We start from the raw sequence: 22,963 nt of genomic DNA on the forward strand, positions 1-22,963 counted from the left end.
ACGAACCGACAACCGGAGGACGTCTCCTCTTGCGGCAGCGTCCGCCCACGACGCCTGCCGCCCGGCCGGGGCTTGCTGGTGCATCGGAGGACCGCCCGGCCTCGGCTCATACAGGTCGCGTGGGACGATGACACATCGTGAACGCTGCTCTGCCCGAGTTCTCCTCCGAGACCTGCGCGCGCCTGCGCGACGCCTTCCGCAGTGCCCGCTACGAAGCCGACGGTGTGGTCGAGCTGCTGGGACCACAGGCCCACGCCGCGCTGGGACGCGGCGAGCCGGAACCGGCCTCCCGCGCCAGCCGCGACGCCGGGGCGCTCGGCGTGTTCGTGCGCCTGTTCCTGCTGGGTGAGTCGGTGCCCGCCGACGAAGTGCGGTCGGCGTTGGGGCCGCTGTCGCTCGACGACGCGGTCGCCACGGGCATCGTGCGCGGCAGTGGGGATTCCGGCGACGACGCGCTGCGGGCGGGCTTCGACATCCGTCCGCACGGTGACGAGCACGGCAGTTGGTGGGTCGTCTCCGACCTCGATCCCGAACAGGCAGGGGTTCCGGCCTCGCCCGAGCACGTGCTCGGCGTCGGACACGCGTCGTTGAGCCTCGTCCGCGCCACCAGCAGGCGGCCTGCGGACACGCTGCTGGACCTCGGCACCGGCAACGGTGTGCAGGCACTGCACGCGAGTCGTTACGCGAAGCACGTCACGGCCACCGACACCTCCGTCCGCGCGCTGCGGCTCGCCGCCGCCACGTTCGCACTCAACGAGTTGGACGTCGAGTTGCTCCGGGGCGAGTGGTTCGCGCCCGTCGCCCGGCGTCGCTTCGACCGGATCGTCTGCAATCCGCCCTTCGTCGTCGGCCCTCCGCGCGTCGACTACGTCTACCGCGACTCCGGCCTCGCCGGGGACGACGCCAGCGCGCTGCTCGTGCGGCAGCTCCCCGCGTTCCTCACCGACGGCGGTTCCGCACACCTGCTGGCGTCCTGGCTGCACGTCCGGGGAGAGGACTGGGCCGACCGCGTCCACCGGTGGCTGCCCGGGAACACCGACGCCTGGTTCGTGCAACGGGACGTCGCCGACCCGACGCTGTACGTGGGGACGTGGCTGCGCGACGCCGGCCTCGACCCGCGCTCGCCGGAGGGCCGGGCGAAGGCCGGAGCGTGGCTGGACTGGTTCGCCGAGAACGACGTGGAGGGCGTCGGCTTCGGTTTCGTGACGCTGCGTCGGACGGACGCCGCGGCCCCCACGGTGGTGTGTGAGGACCTGCGCCACGCCTTCGACGACCCGCTCGGCGAGGAGGCTGCGGCGTGGCTCGACCGCGTCGAGTGGCTGCGGGACCACGCGCACGACCTGCTCGACGTCGCCTACCGGGTGCCCGACACGGTCGCCCTCGAACGCATCGACTCACCCGGTGACGAGGGGTGGTCGACGGTCGTGCGGCGGTTGCACCGCTCCGACGGCCCCGGCTGGCAGCACGAACTGGACGAACTGACGGCCGCGCTGCTCGCGGGCTGTCGGGGTGCGCTGCCGATGAACGACCTGCTGGAGCTGCTGGCCGCCGCGCACGGTGAGGACCCCGAGATGCTTCGCGAGGCAGCTCGTCCCCTGGTCGCGGACCTGGTCCGCCACGGCATGCTGGAGGTGGCCCGATGAGGGCGGTCGTCGCCCGCGTCACCGAGGCGTCGGTGACGGTCGACGGCGAGGTGGTCGGCGCGATCGACGAGCCGGGGCTGCTCGTGCTGTTGGGCATCCACGTGGACGACTCGGAAGCCCAGGTGGACACGATGGCGCGCAAGCTTCACGAGCTGCGCATCCTGCGTGACGAGGAGTCGTGCGCGACGGCCGGGGCACCACTGCTCGTGGTCAGTCAGTTCACGCTCTACGGCGAGACGCGCAAGGGCAGGCGTCCATCCTGGACCGCTGCCGCCCGTCCCGAACACGCCGAGCCACTGGTCGGCGCCGTGGTGCAGCGGCTGCGGGAACGCGGCGCTCGCGTGGAGACCGGTCGCTTCGGCGCGATGATGTCGGTGCACAGCGTGAACGACGGCCCCTTCACCGTTCTCGTGGAGGTCTGACACCGCCTCGGTCCACAGTGGCCGTGAGTGGCCTGCTTCGAAGTCGGCGTCTCACGGACGAAAACTCCGCCCCTCCGTGCGGTCCTGCGGGGGCCGACGTCCACCCGACAGGCACCCGGCGTGAGGCACTCAACACGCCGCCCGAGTCGGGAACGATTCCGCGGAGCGCGACGTTGACTGAGATGTCCGGCCGGGGAAGCCGGGCCCGCGGGTGAGTTCCACAGGCTCGTCTCGCGTGAGAAGCAGGCATGACGCCACTCACGACACGTCAGCCCGTTGACCGGGGAGGCAAGATGTCCGTCCAGACACTCGAACGAGAGGCTCGCGGTATCCGCGAACGCACCATTCCTTCGCCCGCCGCCGACAGCGTCGTGCCTGTGCCGATGGACGAGCAGCCCGACCTCGACGCCCAGGGCCCTGCTGCCGACCTGGTGCGCGTGTATCTCAACGGGATCGGCAAGACGGCCCTGTTGACCGCCGCGCAGGAGGTCGACCTGGCCAAGCGGATCGAGGCAGGGGTGTTCGCCCAGCACATGCTGGACACCGCGGACGAGCTGTCCGCGGAACGCCGCGCGGAGCTGGCGGAGGTCGTGCGCGACGGTGAGCAGGCCAAGACCCACCTCCTGCAGGCGAACCTGCGCCTGGTGGTGTCGCTGGCCAAGCGCTACACCGGCCGCGGCATGCCGTTGCTCGACCTGATCCAGGAGGGCAATCTCGGTCTCATCCGTGCGGTCGAGAAGTTCGACTACGCCAAGGGCTTCAAGTTCTCCACCTACGCCACGTGGTGGATCCGACAGGCCATCACGCGCGGGATGGCCGACCAGGGCCGCACCATCCGGCTCCCCGTGCACCTCGTCGAGCAGGTCAACAAGCTCGCGCGTATCAAGCGCGACCTGCATCAGCGCCTCGGCCGTGAGGCCACCAACGAGGAACTTGCCGCCGAGTCCGGCATCGCGGAGAACAAGGTGGCGAGCCTGCTCGACCACGCGCGCGACCCGGTGAGCCTCGACATGCCGGTCGGCACCGAGGAGGACGCCCCGCTCGGCGACTTCATCGAGGACTCCGAGGCCACCGATGCGGAGAGCACGGTCATCTCCACGCTGCTGTCCGACGACCTGCGGCGCGTGCTCGCGACGCTGGACGACCGGGAGCAGCAGGTGATCCGGCTGCGGTACGGCCTCGACGACGGCCAGCCCCGCACGTTGGACCAGATCGGCAAGCACTTCAGCCTCTCGCGCGAGCGGGTGCGGCAGATCGAGCGCGAGGTCATGTCCAAGCTCCGGCACGGTGAGCGGGCCGACCGCTTGCGCGCCTACGCGAGCTGACCGACACACCGAGTCACGACGACACAACCGAACATCACCCGGACGGCGCGTTGACCGGCGTCCGGGTTCGCGAGACGGTCGAGGACGCGCTGCCGACGGCGCGGTCTCGGCCGTTTGTCGTCGGCACGAGGGCGGACGACGCCACGTCCTCGCGGGTGATGGTCCTCGCGACCGGGCTCGCCTGGTCGCCTGCCCCGGAAGGTCGGGTCCGTCGGGGTGGGCCCGGCCTTCCGACCCGCGCACCGCCTTCCCGACGCCGTCTCCGACGTTCCGTCTCCCCCACCGCTCCCGCACCGGCCGGGCGGACGGTGATCTGCATCGCGCAGCGGCGTGGGTGCCCACTCCCGGCCTCACTCGCGCGATACGGTCTAGACCCCTGACCACGCGCAACGGAGCCCGGACTGTGACTGTGACCACTCCCGGGCCGGGGTCGTCCCCGGCCCGCACCACACGCGAGTTCAACCACACCGACGTTCTCCCCCTCGGCAAGGACACCGACACCGAGTACCGGCTCGTGACCACCGAGGGCGTGCGGGTCGTGGAAGCGGCGGGGCGACGGTTCCTCGAGATCGCGCCCGAGACGCTGACACTGCTCGCGCGCACGGCGATCACCGACATCCAGCACCTGCTGCGGTCGTCCCACCTCGCCCAGCTTCGCGCGATCGTGGACGACCCGGAGGCCAGCGGGAACGACCGGTTCGTCGCGATGGACCTGCTGCGCAACGCCGCCATCTCGGCGGGCGGGGTGCTGCCGATGTGCCAGGACACGGGAACGGCGATCGTCATGGGCAAGCGCACCGAGGGCGTGCTCACCGGCGGGGACGACGAACGGGCGCTGTCGAAGGGGATCTTCGAGGCGTACCAGGAGCTGAACCTCCGGTACTCCCAGATGGCGCCGCTGACCTTCTGGGACGAACGCAACACCGGCACGAACCTGCCCGCGCAGATCGACCTCTTCCACAAGGACGGCGACCCGCAGGCCGACCCGTCGTACGAGTTCCTGTTCATGGCCAAGGGCGGCGGGAGCGCGAACAAGACGTTCCTGTACCAGGAGACCAAGGCCGTGCTGAACCCGAAGCGGCTCGCTCGGTTCCTGGACGAGAAGCTGCGCAGCCTCGGCACCGCGGCCTGCCCGCCCTACCACCTCGCGATCGTGGTGGGCGGCATGTCGGCGGAGTACAACCTCAAGGTCGCCAAGCTCGCGTCCGCGCGCTACCTCGACGAGCTGCCGCGTGAGGGCTCCGAGCTGGGCCACGGCTTCCGCGACGTCGAGCTGGAGCAGCAGGTGCTCGAAATGACGCGGCAGTTCGGCATCGGAGCCCAGTTCGGCGGCAAGTACTTCTGCCACGACGTGCGGGTCATCCGCCTGCCCCGTCACGGCGCCTCGTGCCCCGTGGGGATCGCGGTGTCGTGCTCGGCCGACCGCCAGGCCAAGGCGAAGATCACGCCGGAAGGCGTGTTCATCGAGCAGCTCGAACGCGACCCGGCCCGGTTCCTCCCCGACGTCACCGACGACGAGTTGTCGGACGAGGTCGTGAAGGTGGACCTGAACCGGCCGATGTCGGAGATCCGGGAGCAGCTCTCCAGCCTGTCGGTGAAGACCCGGCTGAGCCTCACGGGTCCGCTCGTGGTGGCCCGCGACATCGCCCACGCGAAGATCGCGGAGCGGCTGGAGGCGGGCGAGGAGATGCCGCAGTACCTGCGCGACCACCCGGTGTACTACGCCGGTCCCGCCAAGACTCCGGACGGGTACGCCTCGGGTTCCTTCGGCCCCACCACGGCGGGCCGGATGGACTCCTACGTCGCGCAGTTCCAGGCCGCGGGCGGGTCTCTCGTGATGCTCGCCAAGGGCAACCGCTCGAAGCAGGTCACCGAGTCCTGCCGGAAGCACGGCGGCTTCTACCTCGGCTCGATCGGTGGTCCGGCGGCGCGGCTCGCCCAGGACTGCATCAAGAAGGTCGAGGTCCTGGAGTACCCGGAGCTGGGTATGGAAGCCGTGTGGCGCATCGAGGTCGAGGACTTCCCCGCCTTCATCGTCATCGACGACAAGGGCAACGACTTCTTCGCCGACACCTCGGAGCCCGTGCTCCAGATCTCGTTCCGCTCCTGACCGGCCGCGGGCTGACGCTCGGGGACGACCCGGCGTCAGCCCGCGCGGCGGTCGTCAGTGCGTGGCCTGCTCGTAGGCGAGCACGATTTCACGCTCGCCCAGCGGTTCGTCGAGCTCCACAGTGAGCGGCGGGTAGCGCATGTCCATCGTGCACATCACGTTCTTGTCGGCCGGCTTCGACTCGACCAGCGTGACCGTGACCGTCTTCTCGGTCTGTTCGGTCGCCTCGGCACTGACCTTCGTGCAGCCGCCTTCCTGAGCCACCACGGTGAGCGTGTGCCCCTCGTCGGACACGCTCACGTCGAGGGGATAGCCCTCGGGAAGTGCCTTCGCGTCGATCTGTCCCGCCGGGACCGGTCCGTCCTGCGGGACCTCTTCCGGGGCGCGGGACAGTTCCTGCGACGCGGGTGGCGAGTCGACACCACCGCCCGCTCCGCTGTTGACGTTGTCCGCCTGCTCTCCACATGCCGTCACCGTCAGCAGGGCTGCCGCGGCGACCATTGCTCGAATCCACCTCATGCCCGTCTGGACGGAACGGCACCCGGATCGGGTTGCACGGTTTCTTCGCTCTTTTTTCGCGGCCACTCGTCGGCAGTGTGAGGTGCGCGGACTCGACGCCGCCTCAGTCGTAGTCGTGTCGGGGCCACTGCGGCTCGGCCGACGAGTCGGTCGCGTCGGAGATCGCGGGACCGTCCAGGTTCGGTCGGCTGAGGCGTTCGGCGTGCAGTGGTGGCGGAGGGGCGAGCCGGATGCTCCCGTCGGGAGTCACGCTGGTCGGCGGAGGTGGCACCGCCGGGAGGTACGCGGTGGACTCGGCGGTCCTGGGGCGGGGGATTTCAGGTACCTGCTCGTGTCCACCGCGGTTCTGGCGTGGTGTCGACCTCCCGACGGTGCCGGCCGCGGCTCTCCGGGACGCGGTCGGCTCGCCCGGCCCGATACGGGTCGGCCCCACGCGAGGGGGCGTTCCCGCTACGCGGACCGGAGCGGCGCCACGCGGCGGTGAGGGGCGGGACTCCCGCCGCGGTGTCTCCCGCATCACCGGGTACGCGGCCAACGGGTCGGCCACGACGGGCTTGCGTCGTCGCCGTGCCAGCCCGGCGAGGCCGAGCAGCCCGACGAGGCCGACCAGCCCCCAGGGGTGTGTGCTCTCGGTCGAGTGCGGATGTGCGCTCGGGACGACGTCGGACTGTGCCGCGGCCGCGACCGGCGCGCCGACGAGCATCACCGCGAGGCACACGGCCACCACCACTCGGCCACCGGTCACCGTACGCATGTTTCACCTCCACGTAGAGTCACGCCACCGCCTACCCACCCCGCGTCGACTTCAGTCCCACTTCACCCGTCCGAGGCGGTTCCGTCACCGCACCCGGTGCCCTCGCGGGTCAGTACGGCGCGGCGGCGTCGGCGAAGTCGGGGTGGAGAGTGTCGTCACCTCGCGGGTACGAGATACGCGTGGGATCGCCGTCGGAGGTGTAGAGCAGCCCGTCCTCGGCAGCCAGCCGGTCGAGCCACGCGGTCGATCCGAACTCCGCTTCCGGGCCGTCGGGCCCCTGCGACCGGATGCGCGGCACGGCCGTCGGGTCGAACTCGGCCGCGAACGGCGACGGCGCGGGATTGGCTCCCACCAGCAACACCGCGCGGTAGTCGTAGCCCTCACCGCGCAACGCCAGGCTGCCGGGTGTCGGTCGGATGCCGAACGGCAGTGCCAGCGACGCGGGCTCGTAGCCGGGGACCGCATCGCGGATCATCGCGTCACCGCGGGCGATGGCTTCCTCCGCTTCGTCCGGTGTGGACGATCCCAGATCGGTGTGGCCGAAGGTGTGGTTGCCGACCTCGAAGCCGTTGTCGACGAGCCACCGCAGGGCCCGCCGACCGGCCTCGCCGCCTCCGAAGGGCTCCTCGTTGACGTAGACGCTCGCGGTGGGACGGAAGCCGGGGTTCTCCCGCGCGACGTCGAGCAGCACCCCGATCGCCGTGTTCGGCGCCACCTCGTCGCCCTCGACCCGGATGGTGCTCGGGTCGCCGTCGTCGAAGGTCAGGACCACGGGGTGGGTCCCGGCGGGCAGGTCGAGTCTGCCGGTGGCCAGCTCGGCGGTCGTGACGGGGACGTAGTTCTCGTCGGCGAGCCGCTGCAATTCGGCCCGGAAGTCCTCGGGAGTCCGGTCGTACACCGACTCCGGCTCGGGCACGATGCGGTGATACATGAGGACCGGCACGACACCCAGTTCATTGGCGCCGACCTCCTCCGGATCGGGTGGCGGCGGGCTCGTCCGCACGATCTCGGACGGCGAGTCGGTCTCGTGTGGACTGGCCTCGGGTGCCACGGACCGCGTGGTGCATCCCGCCGTGACCAGCACCGCGGCGAGGATCAGCATGGGTCGAAGGTCCATGTCCGGCACGGTAGGTCAGGCCCCACCCGGTCGCGTCCTCACTCACTCGACCGGTCGATCCTGGCCACGAAGCCGTCAGCGACACCCACACAGTGGGTAGCCCGGGCGCTGACCGAGGTTCACGGCGAGGGGAAGGACCGGGATGCGCACGTTCCGTTGGCGTCCGCAGTGGACGATAGGAGTGGTGGCCGCGATCGCGCTCGGCGCCGCCGTGGTGATCCCGCTGAGCCTGCCCGGCGAACCCGACGTCGTCGTCGAGGGGCTGCCCGGACACGCCGTGCCCCCGAGCGTGCTGGAGCACGTGCGGCTGTCCTCCCCCCACGGGCTCGACGGGCTCACCGCGACACTCGACGGCGAGCCGTTGCGGTTGCACCGCGACGGGGACGCGCTACGCCCGGCGGTCACTCCGCTCCCCGAGGGCGTGCACCTGCTGGTCGTGACGCCACCGGCCGGCACATTCGGACAGCCGGAACCGATCGAGTTCACGTTCCGCGTGGACGCCACCCCACCGTCGTTGGAGATCCTGCCGGTCGAGCCATTGCGCCGGGGCGAGACGGGAGAGATCCGCGGCCGCGCGCTCGGAGCGGTGCGTGTCTCCGGCGGTGGCGAGCAGACCCGGCCCGCCGGGGACGGCTCGTTCACGCTCCCGGTGCGTGCGGGAGCGGGCACGGTCACCGTGGTCGCGCACGACGAGGCAGGCAACGCCGTGTCCGAGGACGTCGCCGTCACGTTGCGGCATCCCGGCATGAAGGCGGTCCACCTCACCGCCAGCGCCTGGGCAAGCCCCGTCCTACGGGAACCCGTGCTCGACCTCGTCCGCGAAGGACGCATCGACACCGTGCAGCTCGACATCAAGGACGAGAGCGGTCTGATCGGCTACGACTCCCAAATCCCTCTCGCGCAGGAGATCGGCGCGACCACCGAGTTGTACGACGCGCGCGCCGCACTCGACCTCCTCCACGAAGAGGGCGTGCACGTCGTGGGCAGGCTGGTGGCGTTCCGCGACCCCGTCCTCGGGCGTGCCTCGTGGGAGTCGGGTGATCACCACCGCGTCGTCCAGACCGCCGACGGCCGTCCCTACTCCGGCGGCTACGGCGACTACTCCTTCACCAACTTCGCCGACCCGGAGGTCCGGGCCTACAACATCGCGATCGCCGAGGAGGCCGCCGAACTGGGCTTCGACGACATCCTCTACGACTACGTCCGCAGACCCGACGGCGACGTGGCCGGCATGGTCTTCCCCGGACTGACGACCACCCCGGAGGAGTCCATCGCGAGCTTCCTGGCCGAGTCCCGCACGGCAGTGCATCACCACGGCGCCTTCCAGGGCGCCTCGGTGTTCGGCATCGCCGCCACCCGCCCCGAGCAGATCGCGCAGGACATCCCGGCCATGTCGGAGCACGTCGACTACGTGGCCCCGATGGTGTACCCGTCGCATTGGGGTCCCGGCGAGTACGGCGTCGCCGATCCCGAGAGCCAGCCCTACGACATCACGGTCCGCTCGCTGGCCGACTTCCAGGAGCTCACGCAGCAGAACGGGCACGCCACGGTCATCCCGTGGCTACAGGCGTTCAGTCTCGGCGTCGAGTACGGGCCGGGCGAGGTGCGAGCGCAGATCGAGGCCGCCGCGGATCTCGGCATCGACTCGTTCCTGCTGTGGAACGCGGGCTGCCGCTACGACCCGAGAGCCCTCCCCCCGACCTGAGCGTCAACCACGGCCGACGAAGGGCATCTTGGTGGCGGTGACGGTCAGGGAGAACACGTTGGCCTCAAGCGGCAATCCGGCCATGTAGCGCACGGCCTCCGCCACGTGGTCCACGTCGATCCCCGGCTCGGGGCGCACGCTCCCGTCGGCCTGCTTCGCCCCGGTGGCGAACCCGGCGGTCATCTCGGTGACGGCGTTGCCGACGTCGAGCTGTCCGCACGCGATGTCGAACTCCCGGCAGTCGAGCAGAATCGACTTCGTCAGCCCGGTGACGGCGTGTTTGGTGGCGGCGTAGGCGACGCTCTCCGGCCTCGGGGTCGTCGCGGCGATCGAGCCGTTGTTGATGATCCGGCCGCCTCGCGGCTCCTGCCTCTTCATGACCCGCACGGCTTCCCGCGCGCACAGGAACATGCCCGTGAGGTTCACGTCCACCGTGCGGCGCCAGTCTTCCACGGACACGGCGTCGATCGCGCCGGTGGGGCCGAACGTCCCGGCGTTGTTGAACAGCACGTCGAGACGACCCCACGTCGAGACGACGGTCGTGAACAGCGCGCTCACCGCCTCGGGGTCGGTGACGTCGGTGGGAACGACGAGGGCGGCCTCGCCGTGGCCGGAGGCGGTCTCCCGCAACGCCTCCTCGCGCCGCCCCGCGAGCGCGACGCGGTAGCCGTCGCCCAACAGCGCTCGCGCCGCTGCCCTGCCGATGCCCGAGCCCGCTCCGGTCACGATCGCGACTCGTTCCATGCCTGTCTCCCTCCGGACACCACACTCATGCGGCGAGGCCCACGGCGAACATGGCCGCCATACCGGCGCTCATGACCGCCCGGCACGTCGACCGCGACGCCGCACCCGCCGGCGCGACGGTCGCCGCGCGGCGGGCCCGTACGAGCCGTCGCACCGTCAGTGCCCCGTCCAGCGCGAAGTAGACCACACATCCCGCCGCCACCAGCGGCAACGCGTACCCGCCGGTGGCGGCACCGTCCACCATGGTCGGCCACACCCCGTGTCCCGCGTCACCGTGGGGCATCGCCGCGAGCATGTACAGCATCGCGAGCGCCCCGAGTCCGTGGTGAAGATCGCAGCGGCGACAGCGTGCGTCGCCTCCACGGACGGCGGCGGCGAGGAAGAACGCCGCCGTGACCACGAACACCGCCTGCCACCCGGCCACGGGGACCGGGAACCCGAGGGGCGAGACCATCGCGAGCATGGCCACGGTCATGAGCAGGCCGGCGACGTCCGCCTGCCTGGTCGCGGCGCCGAGTGTCGCGTAGTCGAGGGTGGTCAGCCGGGTCAGACACGGCCGTAGGAGAGCCGCGAACACGACGGTGGCGCCCCACGCCACGACGACCGCAACGCTCATCGGGACCTCCGAGATCGACTCGTCGCTCACCGTGGCATCGCGCCGACGGGCTCCACCAGCGGGCGGAACGGTGAAAGATCAGCGGGTGACGTCCACGCACAGTGCACACCGGCGGAGCGTGCGAGTGACCCCACTCGTAGTCTCGGCACCATGCGTCTGTCGTTCCGTGCTCGGCGGGCCGCGCAACTCGCCCTCACCGCCAACGCCCTGCGCCCTCCCCGTGGGACCCACTGGGGTTTCCCGGCGTTCGTGAGCGGGTGGCTCACGTCGGAACTGGCGCCACACCTGCTCGCGCTCACCGTCACCGACACCGCCGCGCATCTGGCTCGTCGGGGCGTACGCGACGCCGACCGCGCCGGACTGGTCGCGGCGGGGCTGTCCACGGCGGGGTTGGGGGCGCTCATCGCCTCGGCACAGCGGGCCAAGGGCGCGGTCGAACAGGCACTCGTCGAGGCACTCGGACCGGGCTACACCGCCGAGCTGAACCCGACGCCCTCACCCTCCGACCTCGCCACCCCATGGGGACAACTCGCGCTGCCGTTCCGCATGCGGCACCCGGACGTGCACGTCGACCGCAACATCCCCTACTTCCAGGGCGGCAAACGGTTCCTGCTCGACGTCTACCGGCCCCGACGCCCGGTCGCCCGTCGCCCGGTGCTGTTCCAGGTGCACGGCGGCGCGTGGGTGACGGGACACAAGGGACAACAGGGCGTGCCGCTCATGCTGCACATGGCCGCCCGGGGCTGGATCTGCGTGGCGATCAACTATCCGCTCTCCCCGACCGCGCGGTGGCCGGAGCACATCGTCGCCACCAAGCGCGCGCTCGCCTGGGTCCGCGAGCGGATCGCCGACTACGGCGGTGACCCCTCGTTCGTCGCGGCGACCGGAGGCTCGGCCGGGGGACATCTCGCCGCCCTGCTGGCGTTGACCGCCAACGACCCCGTGTTCCAACCGGGGTTCGAGGACGTCGACACGCGCGTGCAGGTGTGCGTGCCGCACTACGGGGTCTACGACTTCGCCGCGACGAGCGGCGCACCCGCGAGCCGAACCAGGCTGCGCTACCTGCTCTCCCGTTACGTCGTCGGCACCGACCCGCGGTTGTCGCTCGACGACTACGTCGCCGCCTCGCCGCTCGACCGCATCCACGCGGACGTGCCGCCGTTCTTCGTCGTGCACGGCGAGCAGGACACGCTGGTGCCGGTGGGCGAGGCCCGGGAGTTCGTGCGCCGCCTGCGCGCGGCGTCACCGCGGCTGGTGGCCTACGCGGAGATTCCCGGAGCCCAGCACGCGTTCGACATCTTCCCTTCGATCCGCAGCGCCCACGTGGTGCGTGGCGTGCAGCGGTTCCTCGACTGGGTGCACGCACATCGCGACACCGCCACCGGGTGACCCACGTGGGCCGCGGTGGCGGTGTCGGCGTGGTCAGGCCTTGAGCTTCGGCAGCACCTCGCGCCCGAAGACCTCCAGCCACTCCTTCTGGTTGCGTCCCACGTTGTGCACGTAGATGCGGGTGAAACCGAGGTCGACGAACCGCTGGAGCGCCGCCCGGTGGACGTCCGGATCGGACGACACCACCATGCGTCCCTCGAAGTCCTCGCGGCGCACGAGCTTGGCCATCTGCTCGAAGTCGAACGGCGAGCGGATGTCGGCCTTGGGGAACTTCATGCCCCCGTTGGGCCACTGCTCCATCGCGTTGCGCCACGCCTCCTCGTCCGTGGCCGCCCACGACAGATGGACCTGGAGCAGCTTCGGCATGCTGTCGGGATCCTTGCCCGCCTTGCGTGCGCCCTGCGCGAAGTTGTCGAGAATGCCCGACAGCTTCTCCAACGACGCACCTGGTGTGATCAGCCCGTCGGCCAGTTCCCCGGTCTTGCGCGTGGTGTACGGCCCCGCCGAGGCGATGTAGATCGGCGGCGGCGTGTCCGGCAGCGTCCACAGTCGAGTGGTGTGGAGCTTGAAGAACTCGCCCTTGTGCTTGACGTCCTTGCCGCTGAACAACTTCCGGATGATGTCGAGCGCTTCGAACATGCGTCGGACACGCTCCGGCGCCTCCGGCCAGTAGCCGCCGACGACGTGTTCGTTCAGCGCTTCCCCGGACCCGATGCCGAGCCAGGTCCGTCCCGGGTAGGTGGCCTCCAATGTGGCCGCGGCCTGTGCCACCAGGGCCGGGTGCTGCCGGAACGACGGGCACGTGACTCCGGGGCCGAGATCACCGGTGGTGTTCTCGGCGATGGACGCGAGCACGCTCCAGACGAACGAGGCCTGCCCCTGCGCGGGAACCCACGGCTGGAAGTGGTCGGCCGCCATCTGACCCGAGAACCCGTGCTGCTCGGCCAGTGCGGCGAGTTCGATGGACTCCCGCGGCGAGAACTGCTCCAACGCCGCCGCGATCCCGATCTGCACGTCACTCACGTGGTGCCCCCTCGTGTTCCCGTTCCGTTTCTGGCCCCACGCTGAACCTACCCCGCATGACGCTCGAGCAACGGAGCCAGCTCGTCGAGTACCGACAGCGTCTCCGCCTCGGGCAGAGTGGGCACGAAGAACGTCACCCGCTCCACGCCCACCTCGGCCCAGCCCGCGATGCGCGACTCGTCCCGCTCGGCACCGAAGATCGTCACAGGGACGTCGTGGCGTCCGCGCTCGGCCAGGGACTGCAACACCGAGCGGATCTCCTCGGGCTCGGTGTTTCCGCGCGGGAGCCAGCCGTCCCCGTGTGCGGCGAGCCGCTCGATCGCCGCTGCGCTCTCACCGCCGATGTAGATCGGCGGATGCGGCGACTGCACCGGCTTCGGCCATTGGTAGATCGGATCGAAGTCGACGTGCTCACCGTGGAACTCGGCCTCGTCGGAGGTCCAGATGGCCTTCAGCGCCTGGAGCTGCTCGTTCAGCAACGCTCCCCGTGTACGCGGGTCGGTGCCGTGGTTGCGCATCTCCTCGCGGTTCCAACCCACACCGACCCCGAGGACGAACCGTCCCCCGGAGATCAGGTCGAGACTCGCGGTCTCCTTCGCCGTGTGGATGACGTCGCGCTGCATGACCAGGGCGACCCCGGTGCCCAGCAGCAGCGAGTCGGTGACCGCCGCGGCGGCGCTCAACGCGACGAAAGGGTCGAGCGAGCGGTAGTACGGGCGGGGTAGCTCACCCCCTCCCGGATAAGGGGACTCCCGGCTGACCGGGATGTGCGAGTGCTCCGCCATGAAGAGGGAGTCGAAACCTCGCTCCTCCAAGGCGGTGGCCAGCGTGGTCGGCCGGATGCCTTCGTCCGTCACGAACGTCGCGATACCGAACTTCATGAAACCGGCCAACCACGCTAGGCGCTGTTTTGTTCCGCCGTCACACGTTCCGGCGATACTGCCCGCCCACCTCGAAGAAGGCGTGGGTGATCTGTCCGAGCGAGCACACGCGGGCGGCGTCCATCAGCACGGCGAACACGTTCTCCCCACTGGCCGCGGCCTCACGCAGCCGGGCGAGCGCCCGCTGAGCCTCGTCCCGGTGCCGTTCGTGGAAGTCGGCGAGCCGCGAGAGCTGCGACTGCTTCTCCTCCTCCGTTGCCCTGGCGAGCTCGACCTCCACCTCGTCGTCCTCGGGGTGGGGGTTGCGGAACATGTTGACCCCGACGATCGGCAGCGACCCGTCGTGCTTGAGTCGCTCGTAGAGCATCGACTCGTCCTGGATCTTGCCGCGCTGGTAGCCGGTCTCCATGGCGCCGAGCACACCACCGCGTTCGGTGATGCGCTCGAACTCGGTGAGCACGGCCTCCTCGACCAGGTCGGTGAGTTCGTCGATGATGAACGAGCCCTGCAACGGGTTCTCGTTCTTCGACAGTCCCCACTCCTTGTTGATGATCATCTGGATGGCCAGCGCCCGTCGCACCGAGCTCTCGGTGGGCGTGGTGATGGCTTCGTCGTAGGCGTTGGTGTGCAGCGAGTTCGCGTTGTCGTACAGGGCACACAGCGCCTGCAGGGTGGTGCGGATGTCGTTGAAGCTCATCTCCTGGGCGTGCAGCGACCGACCGGAGGTCTGCACGTGGTACTTGAGCTTCTGCGACCGTTCGTTGGCGCCGTACCGCTCGCGCATGGCGACGGCCCAGATCCTGCGCGCGACCCGGCCCAGCACCGAGTATTCCGCGTCCATGCCGTTGGAGAAGAAGAACGACAGGTTGGGCGCGAAGTCGTCGATGTCCATGCCCCGGGCGAGGTAGGACTCCACGTAGGTGAAACCGTTGGCGAGGGTGAACGCGAGCTGCGTGATCGGGTTCGCCCCGGCCTCGGCGATGTGGTAGCCCGAGATCGACACGGAGTAGAAGTTGCGGACCCCGTTGGCGATGAACCACTCCTGGATGTCCGACATCATCCGCAGCGAGAACTCGGTGGAGAAGATGCAGGTGTTCTGGCCCTGGTCCTCCTTGAGGATGTCGGCCTGCACCGTGCCACGCACCTGCCGCAGCGTCCACGCCCGGATCTCGGCGGCCTCGTCCTCGGTGGGCTCGCGGCCGTGCTCGGCGCGGAAGGCGTCCAGCCGTTGGTCGATCGCCGTGTTGAGGAAGAACGCCAGGATCGTCGGTGCGGGCCCGTTGATGGTCATCGACACCGACGTGGTCGGCGCGGTGAGGTCGAAGCCGTCGTAGAGGGCCTTCATGTCCTCCAGCGTCGCGATGGAGACGCCGGACGTGCCGACCTTGCCGTAGATGTCCGGCCGTGTGTCCGGGTCCCACCCGTAGAGCGTCACGGAGTCGAACGCGGTGGACAGCCGCTTCGCTTCCGAGTCGGCGGACAGGTACTTGAAGCGCCGGTTGGTACGGAAGGCGTCACCCTCGCCCGCGAACATCCGGGCCGGGTCCTCCCCCTCCCGCTTGAAGGGGAACACGCCCGCGGTGAAGGGGAAGTAGCCGGGAAGGTGCTCGCGCCGCAGGAACGACAGCAGCTCACCGGGGTCGGAGTAGCGCGGGAGCGCGACCCTCGGGATACGGCTGCCGGAGAGCGTGTCCCGCCACAGCGACGTCCGGATCTCCTTGTCCCGCACGGTGAAGACGAGTTCCTCACCGCGGTAGCGCTCGGCCAGGTCCTCCCAGCTCTCCAGCAGCGCCGTGGTCTCGGCGTCGACCTCCGCCTCGGCTTTCACCAAAAGCCGGTCGAGGTCGTCGGTGGGGGCGTTCTCCGCCGCCAGTGCCTCCCGAGCGGCGCGGAGCTGCGCCCGCTTGCGGACGGCCTCGACCTGCTTGCGGGTGCGCTCGTGGTACGACCGCACGGTGTCGGCGATCTCGGCGAGGTAGCGGGTGCGGTTGCCGGGGATGACGACGCTGGTGTCGGTGGACACCTTGCCCTCGACCCGAGGCAGCAGCCCGGCCGAGACCGACAGCCCGCTTCCCGAGAGCAGGTCACGAAGGTGCTGGTAGAGCGCGGTGACGCCGTCGTCGTTGAACTTCGCCGCGCTGGTGCCGAACACCGGCATGTCCTCGGGCGAGGTCCCGAACTGCTCGCGGTTGCGCACCATCTGACGTGCCACGTCCCGACGTGCGTCCTCCGCGCCGCGGCGCTCGAACTTGTTGATGGCCACCACGTCGGCGAAGTCGAGCATGTCGATCTTCTCCAACTGCGACGCGGCGCCGAACTCGGGCGTCATCACGTACAGCGTGTGGTCGACGTGGTCGACGATGCCGGCGTCGCCCTGGCCGATGCCCGGCGTCTCGACGATCACCAGGTCGTAGCCCGCCGCCTTGCACGCGGCCACCGCGTCGTCGAGACCGGTCGGGATCTCCGAGCCGGCGCCACGCGTGGCGAGCGACCGGAAGTAGACCCGGTCCCCGGTCAGGCTGTTCATCCGGATGCGGTCGCCGAGCAGCGCGCCGCCACCCCGCCGACGGGTGGGGTCGACGGCCAGAACCGCGATGCGGAGCTTGTCCTCCTGGTCGACCCGGAAGCGCCGGATCAGTTCGTCGGTCAGCGAGGACTTGCCCGAGCCACCCGTGCCCGTGATGCCCAGGACCGGCACGGTGCGCCGCGAGGCCGCCTCGGCGATGGCGTCACGCCAGTCCTGCGACAGCGTCCCGTGCTGAAGTCGGGTGATGGCGCGGGCCAGCGTGGGCATGTCCCCGGACAGCAGTGCGTCCAACGATCCGGCTTGCTCCGTGGACAGGTCGACGTCGCACTCGCGGATCATCAGATTGATCATGCCGGGAAGGCCGAGTTCCAGGCCGTCGTCCGGCGAGAAGATCCGCGCGACCCCGCGCGAGTGCAGCAGGTCGATCTCATCGCGCACGATGACCCCGCCACCGCCGCCGTACACGCGGATGTGGCCCGCCCCGCGTTCCCGAAGCAGGTCCACGAGGTACGTGAAGTACTCGACGTGCCCGCCCTGGTACGCGCTGATGGCGACACCCTGGACGTCCTCCGAGATGGCAGCGGTCACCACCTCGTCGACCGACCGGTTGTGCCCGAGGTGCACGACCTCGGCCCCCTGCGACTGCAGGATTCGCCGCATGATGTTGATCGACGCGTCGTGCCCGTCGAACAGGCTCGCGGCAGTCACGAACCGAACCGGGTTCACGGGTCGATGAAGTTCGGAGGTCATGCCTCCAAAATACTTGGACTTCCGACTTTCTGAGAACCGAGCGAGGCTGTGACTCAGACCTCACGCGGCCCGAGTGGCGTCAGGACGCCGAGTTCGCCGCCCGCAACGCGATCCACTGGCGCATGGCGTACTCCACCAGCGTGATGAGCGTCTGCTTCGTCGACTCCCGGTCCCGGGCGTCACACCGCACGATGGGGATACTCGGGTCGATCGACAACGCCTCACGAACGTCGTTGAGGTCGTGCTGCAGGATGCCGTCGAACGTGTTCACGCCGACGATGTAGGGCAGCCCTCGGTCCTCGAAGAAGTCCACCGGCGCGAAGGAGTCGGCGAGCCGCCGCGTGTCGGCGATGACCACCGCCCCGATGGCTCCCCGCACCAGGTCGTCCCACATGAACCAGAAGCGCTGCTGACCGGGCGTTCCGAACAGGTAGAGGATCAGATCCTCGTCCAGGGACACCCTGCCGAAGTCCATGGCGACCGTCGTGGTCGCCTTGTTCGGCGTCGCCCCGAGATCGTCGATGCCCGTACTCGCATCGGTCATCATCGCCTCGGTGGTCAACGGAACGATCTCGGACACCGAGCCGACGAACGTCGTCTTGCCAGCGCCGAACCCGCCCGCCACGACGATCTTGGCGGACGTCATCGTCTTCGACGCGGCTTCGCGCGGTGCCTTAAAGCCGGCGGAGTCCACTCAACACCCTTTCCATCAACGTCAGGTGCGCCTCGGCGCTTTCGTCACCGCTGACGGTCCTGTGCACGGTGACAAGCCCCGCATCGGCCGCATCGCTGATCAGCACCCGAGCCACACCGAGTGGGACCCGGAGCCGTGACGCGATCTCCGCGACCGACTGTGGGGTACGACATTCTTCCATGATCACCTGGAGCTCGATCTGGTCGGGCACCGCCAGCAGTGCCCCGGCCTTCGTGGAGATCAACGTCTCCAGCTCCAGGTGGTAGTTCGCCCTGGTCCGGCCGCCGGTGAGGGCGTAGGGACGGACGACACCGATCTCCTCCGTCGGTTGCAACGGGATAGCTTCGACTGCCACAGGTTGCTCCTTGGTGTTCGTTCGGTCCTCGCCGTCTCCGTACTGCGACCGGGGCTGCCCGGGAACCCTCTCCACCCGCTCCGGACCCGCCGACGCCGTCTCGGCGTCCGGCTCCCGGGGGGTCGAGGGCCCCGTGCTCATCCCACGGTCACCCCACCGGTTCGCCGACCCGCGGTCCGCTCGAACCCTGGAGCTGGGCCCGAAGCTCCGGTGTCAGGAGCTGGCCCACCCGGTCGACGAGCAACGTCATCTCGTACGCCACCTGCCCGATGTCGCAGTTCGGGGCGGCCAACACGGCAAGACACGAGCCGTCGCTGATCGACATGAGGACCATGATCCCCAGTTCCATCTCGACGACTGTCTCGGTCACCGCGCCCGCCTCGAAGCAGCGCGCCGCCCCCTGGGTGAGGCTGACCAGGCCCGACGCCACCGCCGCAAGCTGGTCAGCGCGATCGAGCGGCAGCCGGTTCGACGACGTCAGCAGCAGACCGTCGGCCGACACCACCACCGCGTGCGCCACACCCGGCACTCGCTCGGCGAAGTCGTTCACGAGCCACCCGAACTGGTTCTGCTGAGGCGCGGAGCGATCCGACACGGTCATTCACCCTCCAGTCTTTCGTCTGCGTTGTCGGTCTCACTTGTGGTGTGATGCCGACCCCTGCGGACTCCCTGTTGAAAGCTCGCCAGCCTCCCTCGCACGTCGGCGGGGTCTCTCGGCAGTGCCCGACGCGGTTCCGCCCGCCCCTCGGGGGCCGCGCTGCCGGGTAGCAGCCTGTCCCCACGGCGCCGTCGGGGCAAACCGGCCGCCGTGTAGCTCGTCGGCTCCGCCCGGGTCACTTCTTCGACCGTCCGCCAGCGCTCGTCGGCGGCGAAAGCCCAGCTCGACGCGTCCTCGGCCGCTGTCTGGCCCCCTGCCGAGGCTGCCTCGGAGCCGTCCTCGCCACCCTGCGACGAATCGGTGGAAGGTCGTGGAGCGTCGGTGAACAGCGCTCCGGCACTGCCCACGACGTCCGTGGTCTCCGCGGGGCTGGGTTCGTCGGGCGCAGCCCCCGGCCGCAGCCGCTTCGGACGTGACGGGAGCGCACCCCCAGTCTCGGTCGTCTCGGTGCTGGTCTCGGCGTCGTCCGTGTCGGCCCGGCGGTGCCGTCGACCGCGTGTGACGCCCTGTTGGAAGCTGCTCAGCCGGTCGAGTACCTCGGACGGGTCACGGGGGCGGCGCTGGCGCTCGGCACCCGACGCCTCCGCACCGGCGGACTCGGGCGCGGCGCTGCCCGGCAGCAACTGCTCACCGCGCCGTCGCCGGGGCAGGCCCGCGTCGGTGTACTCGGAGGCGGCCGGTCGCTCCGAGACCTCCTGCACCGTCTTCCACGTCTGGTCGGCGGCGAACTGCCAGTCCTTGCTCTGGTCTCCTGCGTCGCCCTTGTCGCCCTTGTCGCCCTTGTCGCTGCCCTCGCTGTTGTCGCCTCGGTCCTTGTCGGACGGAGACGAACTACCCGCCGCGTCGGTGACCTTGCGGAACCAGGCCGACACCATCTCGTCGAAGATCGGCGTGGTCTCGGCGTTGTCGACGGCCGCCTTGCGCGCCTTGCGTTCCTCCTCCGTGGGCGCGCCCATGTTGCTCTGCGTGACGGCCGCGCTCCACCAGTCACTCACCGCGGTACTGCCGTCCGGCTCGTTGGTGGCCTCGAACAGCTTGCTGCCGGACAGCAGTTCCCCGCTCGATCCGTCGGTCCGGCGTTGGACCTGTGCCTCCGCCTCCGCCTCCGAGGGCCAGGCCGGGGCCTCGGAAGCGGCGCCGTCCGAACCCATCGGCAGCGTGGGCTGCCGGGGCGCCGAGTCGTCGTCCCAGCCGGCCGGGGTGGCCGGGGTGAACAGGGCAGCGCCACTGAACTCGGCGTCGTTAGTGGTCCCGGCCCGACCGTTGCCCGAGGCGGCAGAGGCGCGCGACGCCGTGCTCTCCCCCGGTCTCCTCCGTGGGAGCGGACCGCCGGGGGTGTTCAGCGTTCCGGCGGGCGCCGGTGGCTCGACGACGTCGGGCACCGGCTCGCGCTGTGGCTCCGCGGTCTCCCTGACCGCCGACGCGGGCGCCGCGTGGGCGGCCTGGTCGTCGGTGACCAACTCGGCCGGGACGGAGACGGTCGCCCGCACCCCGACGATGTCCTTGCCGCCGTGCAACTCCACGCCGATGTTGTGTCGGCTCGCGAGCCGCCCGACCACGAACAGGCCCATGCGGCGAGACGTGGTGAGGTCGACCGAGCCCGCTTCGGACAGTCTCTCGTTGGCCTCGGCGACCTCGCGCTCGTTCATGCCGATGCCCTTGTCGAGGATGTCGATGGACAACGACGCGTCATCGAGCTGCCGCGTGGCCACGGTGACCTCGGTCTCGGGCGCGGAGAACGCGGTCGCGTTGTCGAGCAGTTCCGCGACGAGCCGGATGAGGTCACCCGCCGCGTACCCGACCACGCTGACCGAGGGCGGCGTCCGCACGACGACTCGCTGGTACTGCTCGATCTCCGACACGGCGGCACGCAGGACGTCGGTGGCACTCACCGGCTGTCCGGATCGGCGGGCGGGCTCGGCTCCGGACAGGACCATGAGGTTCTCGTTGTTCCGCCGCATTCGCGTGGCGAGATGGTCGAGCTGGAACAACGTCGCGAGCTGGTCGGCGTCCTCCTCGTCCCGCTCCAACCGTTCGATGAGCTGGAGCTGCCGCTGCACGAGACTCTGACTGCGTCGGGAGAGGTTGACGAACACCGACGCGTATCCGGCGCGCAAGCCCGCCTGTTCGGCGGCCAACCGCAACGCTTCACTGTGGACGGCGTCGAATGCCCTGGCCACCTCACCGATCTCGTCACGCGTACTGATCGGCACCGGATTGATCTCGGTGTCGTCGGTGTGTCCCTCCTGAATGGCCTGCACGGCCTCGGGAAGCTCGTGCTGCGCGACCTCCAGCGCGCTGTTGCGCAGGATCTTCAGCGAGCGCAGCAGTTCCCGGCTGATGAGGAAGACGACCACCGCGGCGAGGACGAAGGCGACGACCAGCGCCGCGGCCAGCAGCCCGACCCCGGTGCCCGCCTCGTCGGCGAGCGCCTCCGTCCCACCGGTGAGTTCGGCGCCCAGACGGTCGGCGACCTCGCCCATCGCGGTGAACACGGCCGCACCGGTCTCGACCCACTCGTCGGGCGCGGTCGAGTCGAGCAACTCACGGCCCGAGTCCTGACTGGAGAGCACGGCGTCGACGACACGCTGGTACTCGTCGAACGCGCGGCCTCGCACGGTCTCGTCGAACAGCGCGCGCTGCCCGTCGCTCGCCGCGGCGGAGAACTCGGCGAGCCGGTCGGCGTGCCGCACCCCGGCGGTGCGAACGACGTTGAACTCGCTCGGGGCCAGTCCGAACGCGATGCCGTGGGTGATCAGCGCCTGGTGGACCGACACCTCGTCACGCGCGACCAGGAGGTGGTGCACCGCGCCGGCCGTGGCACCGAGCCCCTCGGCGCCGAGGCCGCTCACCACGACGGTGTCGACGTCGAGCAGCGCGGAGGTGACACCGCGGTACGCCTCGACGGCCTCGACCGCGTCGAGCTGCCCGCTCGACGCCTGCTCGCGGATGGTCTCCAAGCCTTCGAGTTGTTCGTCGAGTGCTCGACGAACGCCCTCCGGTGTCTCCGCCGCGGACAGTGCCTCGGTGAGGGGCGTGCGCGCGCGGTCGACCTCCTCCCGCACCTGCACCAGCTCGTCGGAGTCGAGGCCCGAGCCCTCCGTCAGAGCTGCCGTCGTGAGAGTGCGCTCCCGCTGGACGGCGTCGAGCAGTGTGCGCGCGGCGGCACCCACCTCGGCGAGTTCGCGCTGGTCCTCGTACTGGCTCGCACGCCCGACCTGGTTGCCGAGCGTGATCGCTCCCATGACGACGGCGATGACGATCGGGATGAGCGTGACCGCCCCGAGCTTGAGCGGGAGGTTCCAGTCACGCCAACGCAGGGCCGCACGCCAGCGGGAAGGAGGGCGTTCCTCCTCACCGAGGAGTTCGCCCACCGGCACTTGGCCATCTGACGCAACCTTCACGAAGGTGACTCCTCCTCCGGCTCGCTCACTGTCCTCACGAGGGGCGCGGCCTTCCACGTGGCGTGCACTCTGGCTCGCCGTACGGACGAGCGCCGCTCTCGTCGTCGATCCGCCGTGTTCCGTGACCCACGCGCCCGCTTCCGGCACCTCACGGCAGCACGCCACGTACGAGCGAGCGCACCCTCCGTGACGTTCGTCGGCCGAGCAAGGGCACGGGGTAGGTCGGGTGGACCGAGCCTACACCACGGACGACCCCCGTGATCTTGGTCGCGAGCAGAGCCCTGACCTGCGCAAACAGTTGATCAAGTTGATCAAGGCGCCGAACGA

General features: G+C 70.0%; 18 protein-coding genes. 6 read left to right on the forward strand and 12 right to left on the reverse strand.

Features of this window, described 5'->3' with window-relative positions; translation table 11 throughout:
- Positions 1-137 precede the first annotated feature (137 nt).
- The 4 genes from JAV51_RS03930 to JAV51_RS03945 all read left to right on the forward strand — a co-directional run bounded on the left by JAV51_RS03930 (position 138) and on the right by JAV51_RS03945 (position 5,500).
- Complete coding sequence (locus tag JAV51_RS03930) at positions 138-1,643, forward strand: methyltransferase (RefSeq protein ID WP_197319221.1); 1,506 nt, start codon at positions 138-140, stop codon at positions 1,641-1,643.
- A complete protein-coding gene (gene dtd / locus JAV51_RS03935) occupies positions 1,640-2,065 on the forward strand; it encodes a D-aminoacyl-tRNA deacylase (protein ID WP_197319222.1) in 426 nt (141 codons plus the stop codon). Before JAV51_RS03930 ends, dtd begins: the two co-directional genes overlap by 4 nt.
- Before the next feature lie 293 nt (positions 2,066-2,358).
- Entirely contained in the window at positions 2,359-3,390 is a 1,032-nt protein-coding gene (locus JAV51_RS03940) for a sigma-70 family RNA polymerase sigma factor (protein ID WP_304611066.1), read from the forward strand.
- Positions 3,391-3,793: 403 nt separating this feature from the next.
- Positions 3,794-5,500 (forward strand): fumarate hydratase, encoded by a 1,707-nt coding sequence (locus tag JAV51_RS03945; RefSeq protein ID WP_197319223.1) that lies wholly within the window; start codon positions 3,794-3,796, stop codon positions 5,498-5,500.
- A 54-nt stretch (positions 5,501-5,554) separates the two neighbouring features.
- Here the strand turns inward: JAV51_RS03945 and JAV51_RS03950 are convergent, their stop codons facing one another.
- The 3 genes from JAV51_RS03950 to JAV51_RS03960 all read right to left on the reverse strand — a co-directional run bounded on the left by JAV51_RS03950 (position 5,555) and on the right by JAV51_RS03960 (position 7,890).
- On the reverse strand, positions 5,555-6,001 hold the full coding sequence (locus tag JAV51_RS03950; protein ID WP_197319224.1) for a hypothetical protein: 447 nt from the start codon (positions 5,999-6,001) through the stop codon (positions 5,555-5,557).
- A 121-nt stretch (positions 6,002-6,122) separates the two neighbouring features.
- Complete coding sequence (locus tag JAV51_RS03955; RefSeq protein WP_197319225.1) at positions 6,123-6,773, reverse strand: IPTL-CTERM sorting domain-containing protein; 651 nt, start codon at positions 6,771-6,773, stop codon at positions 6,123-6,125.
- A 109-nt stretch (positions 6,774-6,882) separates the two neighbouring features.
- Entirely contained in the window at positions 6,883-7,890 is a 1,008-nt protein-coding gene (locus tag JAV51_RS03960; protein WP_197319226.1) for a polysaccharide deacetylase family protein, read from the reverse strand.
- Between the two features lie 142 nt (positions 7,891-8,032).
- Here JAV51_RS03960 and JAV51_RS03965 point away from each other — a divergent pair, with 142 nt between their 5' ends.
- The gene (locus JAV51_RS03965) at positions 8,033-9,595 is read left to right on the forward strand and encodes a putative glycoside hydrolase (RefSeq protein ID WP_197319227.1); all 1,563 of its coding nucleotides are present in this window, start codon (positions 8,033-8,035) and stop codon (positions 9,593-9,595) included.
- A 3-nt stretch (positions 9,596-9,598) separates the two neighbouring features.
- Here the strand turns inward: JAV51_RS03965 and JAV51_RS03970 are convergent, their stop codons facing one another.
- Together JAV51_RS03970 and JAV51_RS03975 are read right to left on the reverse strand one after the other, a co-directional pair.
- Positions 9,599-10,339 carry an SDR family oxidoreductase gene (locus JAV51_RS03970; RefSeq protein ID WP_197319228.1) on the reverse strand — a complete coding sequence of 247 codons (741 nt, stop codon included), beginning with the start codon at positions 10,337-10,339 and terminating at the stop codon, positions 9,599-9,601.
- A 25-nt stretch (positions 10,340-10,364) separates the two neighbouring features.
- The gene (locus tag JAV51_RS03975; RefSeq protein WP_197319229.1) at positions 10,365-10,955 is read right to left on the reverse strand and encodes a DUF5134 domain-containing protein; all 591 of its coding nucleotides are present in this window, start codon (positions 10,953-10,955) and stop codon (positions 10,365-10,367) included.
- A 150-nt stretch (positions 10,956-11,105) separates the two neighbouring features.
- On the opposite strand from JAV51_RS03975, the gene JAV51_RS03980 reads away from it, so the two are divergent.
- Positions 11,106-12,344, forward strand: coding sequence for an alpha/beta hydrolase (locus tag JAV51_RS03980; RefSeq protein ID WP_197319230.1), 1,239 nt, complete (start codon positions 11,106-11,108; stop codon positions 12,342-12,344).
- 33 nt (positions 12,345-12,377) lie between these two features.
- On the opposite strand, the gene JAV51_RS03985 is transcribed toward JAV51_RS03980, so the two are convergent.
- From JAV51_RS03985 to JAV51_RS04015, 7 genes are all read right to left on the reverse strand, one after another.
- Complete coding sequence (locus tag JAV51_RS03985; RefSeq protein ID WP_197319231.1) at positions 12,378-13,367, reverse strand: TIGR03557 family F420-dependent LLM class oxidoreductase; 990 nt, start codon at positions 13,365-13,367, stop codon at positions 12,378-12,380.
- Between the two features lie 47 nt (positions 13,368-13,414).
- Positions 13,415-14,248, reverse strand: coding sequence for an LLM class F420-dependent oxidoreductase (locus JAV51_RS03990; protein WP_197319232.1), 834 nt, complete (start codon positions 14,246-14,248; stop codon positions 13,415-13,417).
- A 40-nt stretch (positions 14,249-14,288) separates the two neighbouring features.
- Positions 14,289-17,525 (reverse strand): fused isobutyryl-CoA mutase/GTPase IcmF, encoded by a 3,237-nt coding sequence (icmF, locus tag JAV51_RS03995; RefSeq protein ID WP_197319233.1) that lies wholly within the window; start codon positions 17,523-17,525, stop codon positions 14,289-14,291.
- Between the two features lie 79 nt (positions 17,526-17,604).
- On the reverse strand, positions 17,605-18,219 hold the full coding sequence (locus JAV51_RS04000) for an ATP/GTP-binding protein (protein WP_197319234.1): 615 nt from the start codon (positions 18,217-18,219) through the stop codon (positions 17,605-17,607).
- Positions 18,200-18,574 carry a DUF742 domain-containing protein gene (locus JAV51_RS04005; RefSeq protein ID WP_197319235.1) on the reverse strand — a complete coding sequence of 125 codons (375 nt, stop codon included), beginning with the start codon at positions 18,572-18,574 and terminating at the stop codon, positions 18,200-18,202. The genes JAV51_RS04000 and JAV51_RS04005 overlap by 20 nt, the downstream gene beginning before the upstream one ends.
- Positions 18,575-18,722: 148 nt before the next feature.
- Positions 18,723-19,175: a roadblock/LC7 domain-containing protein gene (locus JAV51_RS04010; protein ID WP_197319236.1), complete on the reverse strand. Its 453-nt coding sequence runs from the start codon at positions 19,173-19,175 to the stop codon at positions 18,723-18,725.
- Positions 19,172-22,636 (reverse strand): nitrate- and nitrite sensing domain-containing protein, encoded by a 3,465-nt coding sequence (locus JAV51_RS04015; RefSeq protein WP_197319237.1) that lies wholly within the window; start codon positions 22,634-22,636, stop codon positions 19,172-19,174. Before JAV51_RS04015 ends, JAV51_RS04010 begins: the two co-directional genes overlap by 4 nt.
- Positions 22,637-22,963: the final 327 nt, after the last annotated feature.

This window comes from Saccharomonospora sp. NB11, assembly GCF_015910535.1.
Taxonomy (GTDB): domain Bacteria; phylum Actinomycetota; class Actinomycetes; order Mycobacteriales; family Pseudonocardiaceae; genus Saccharomonospora.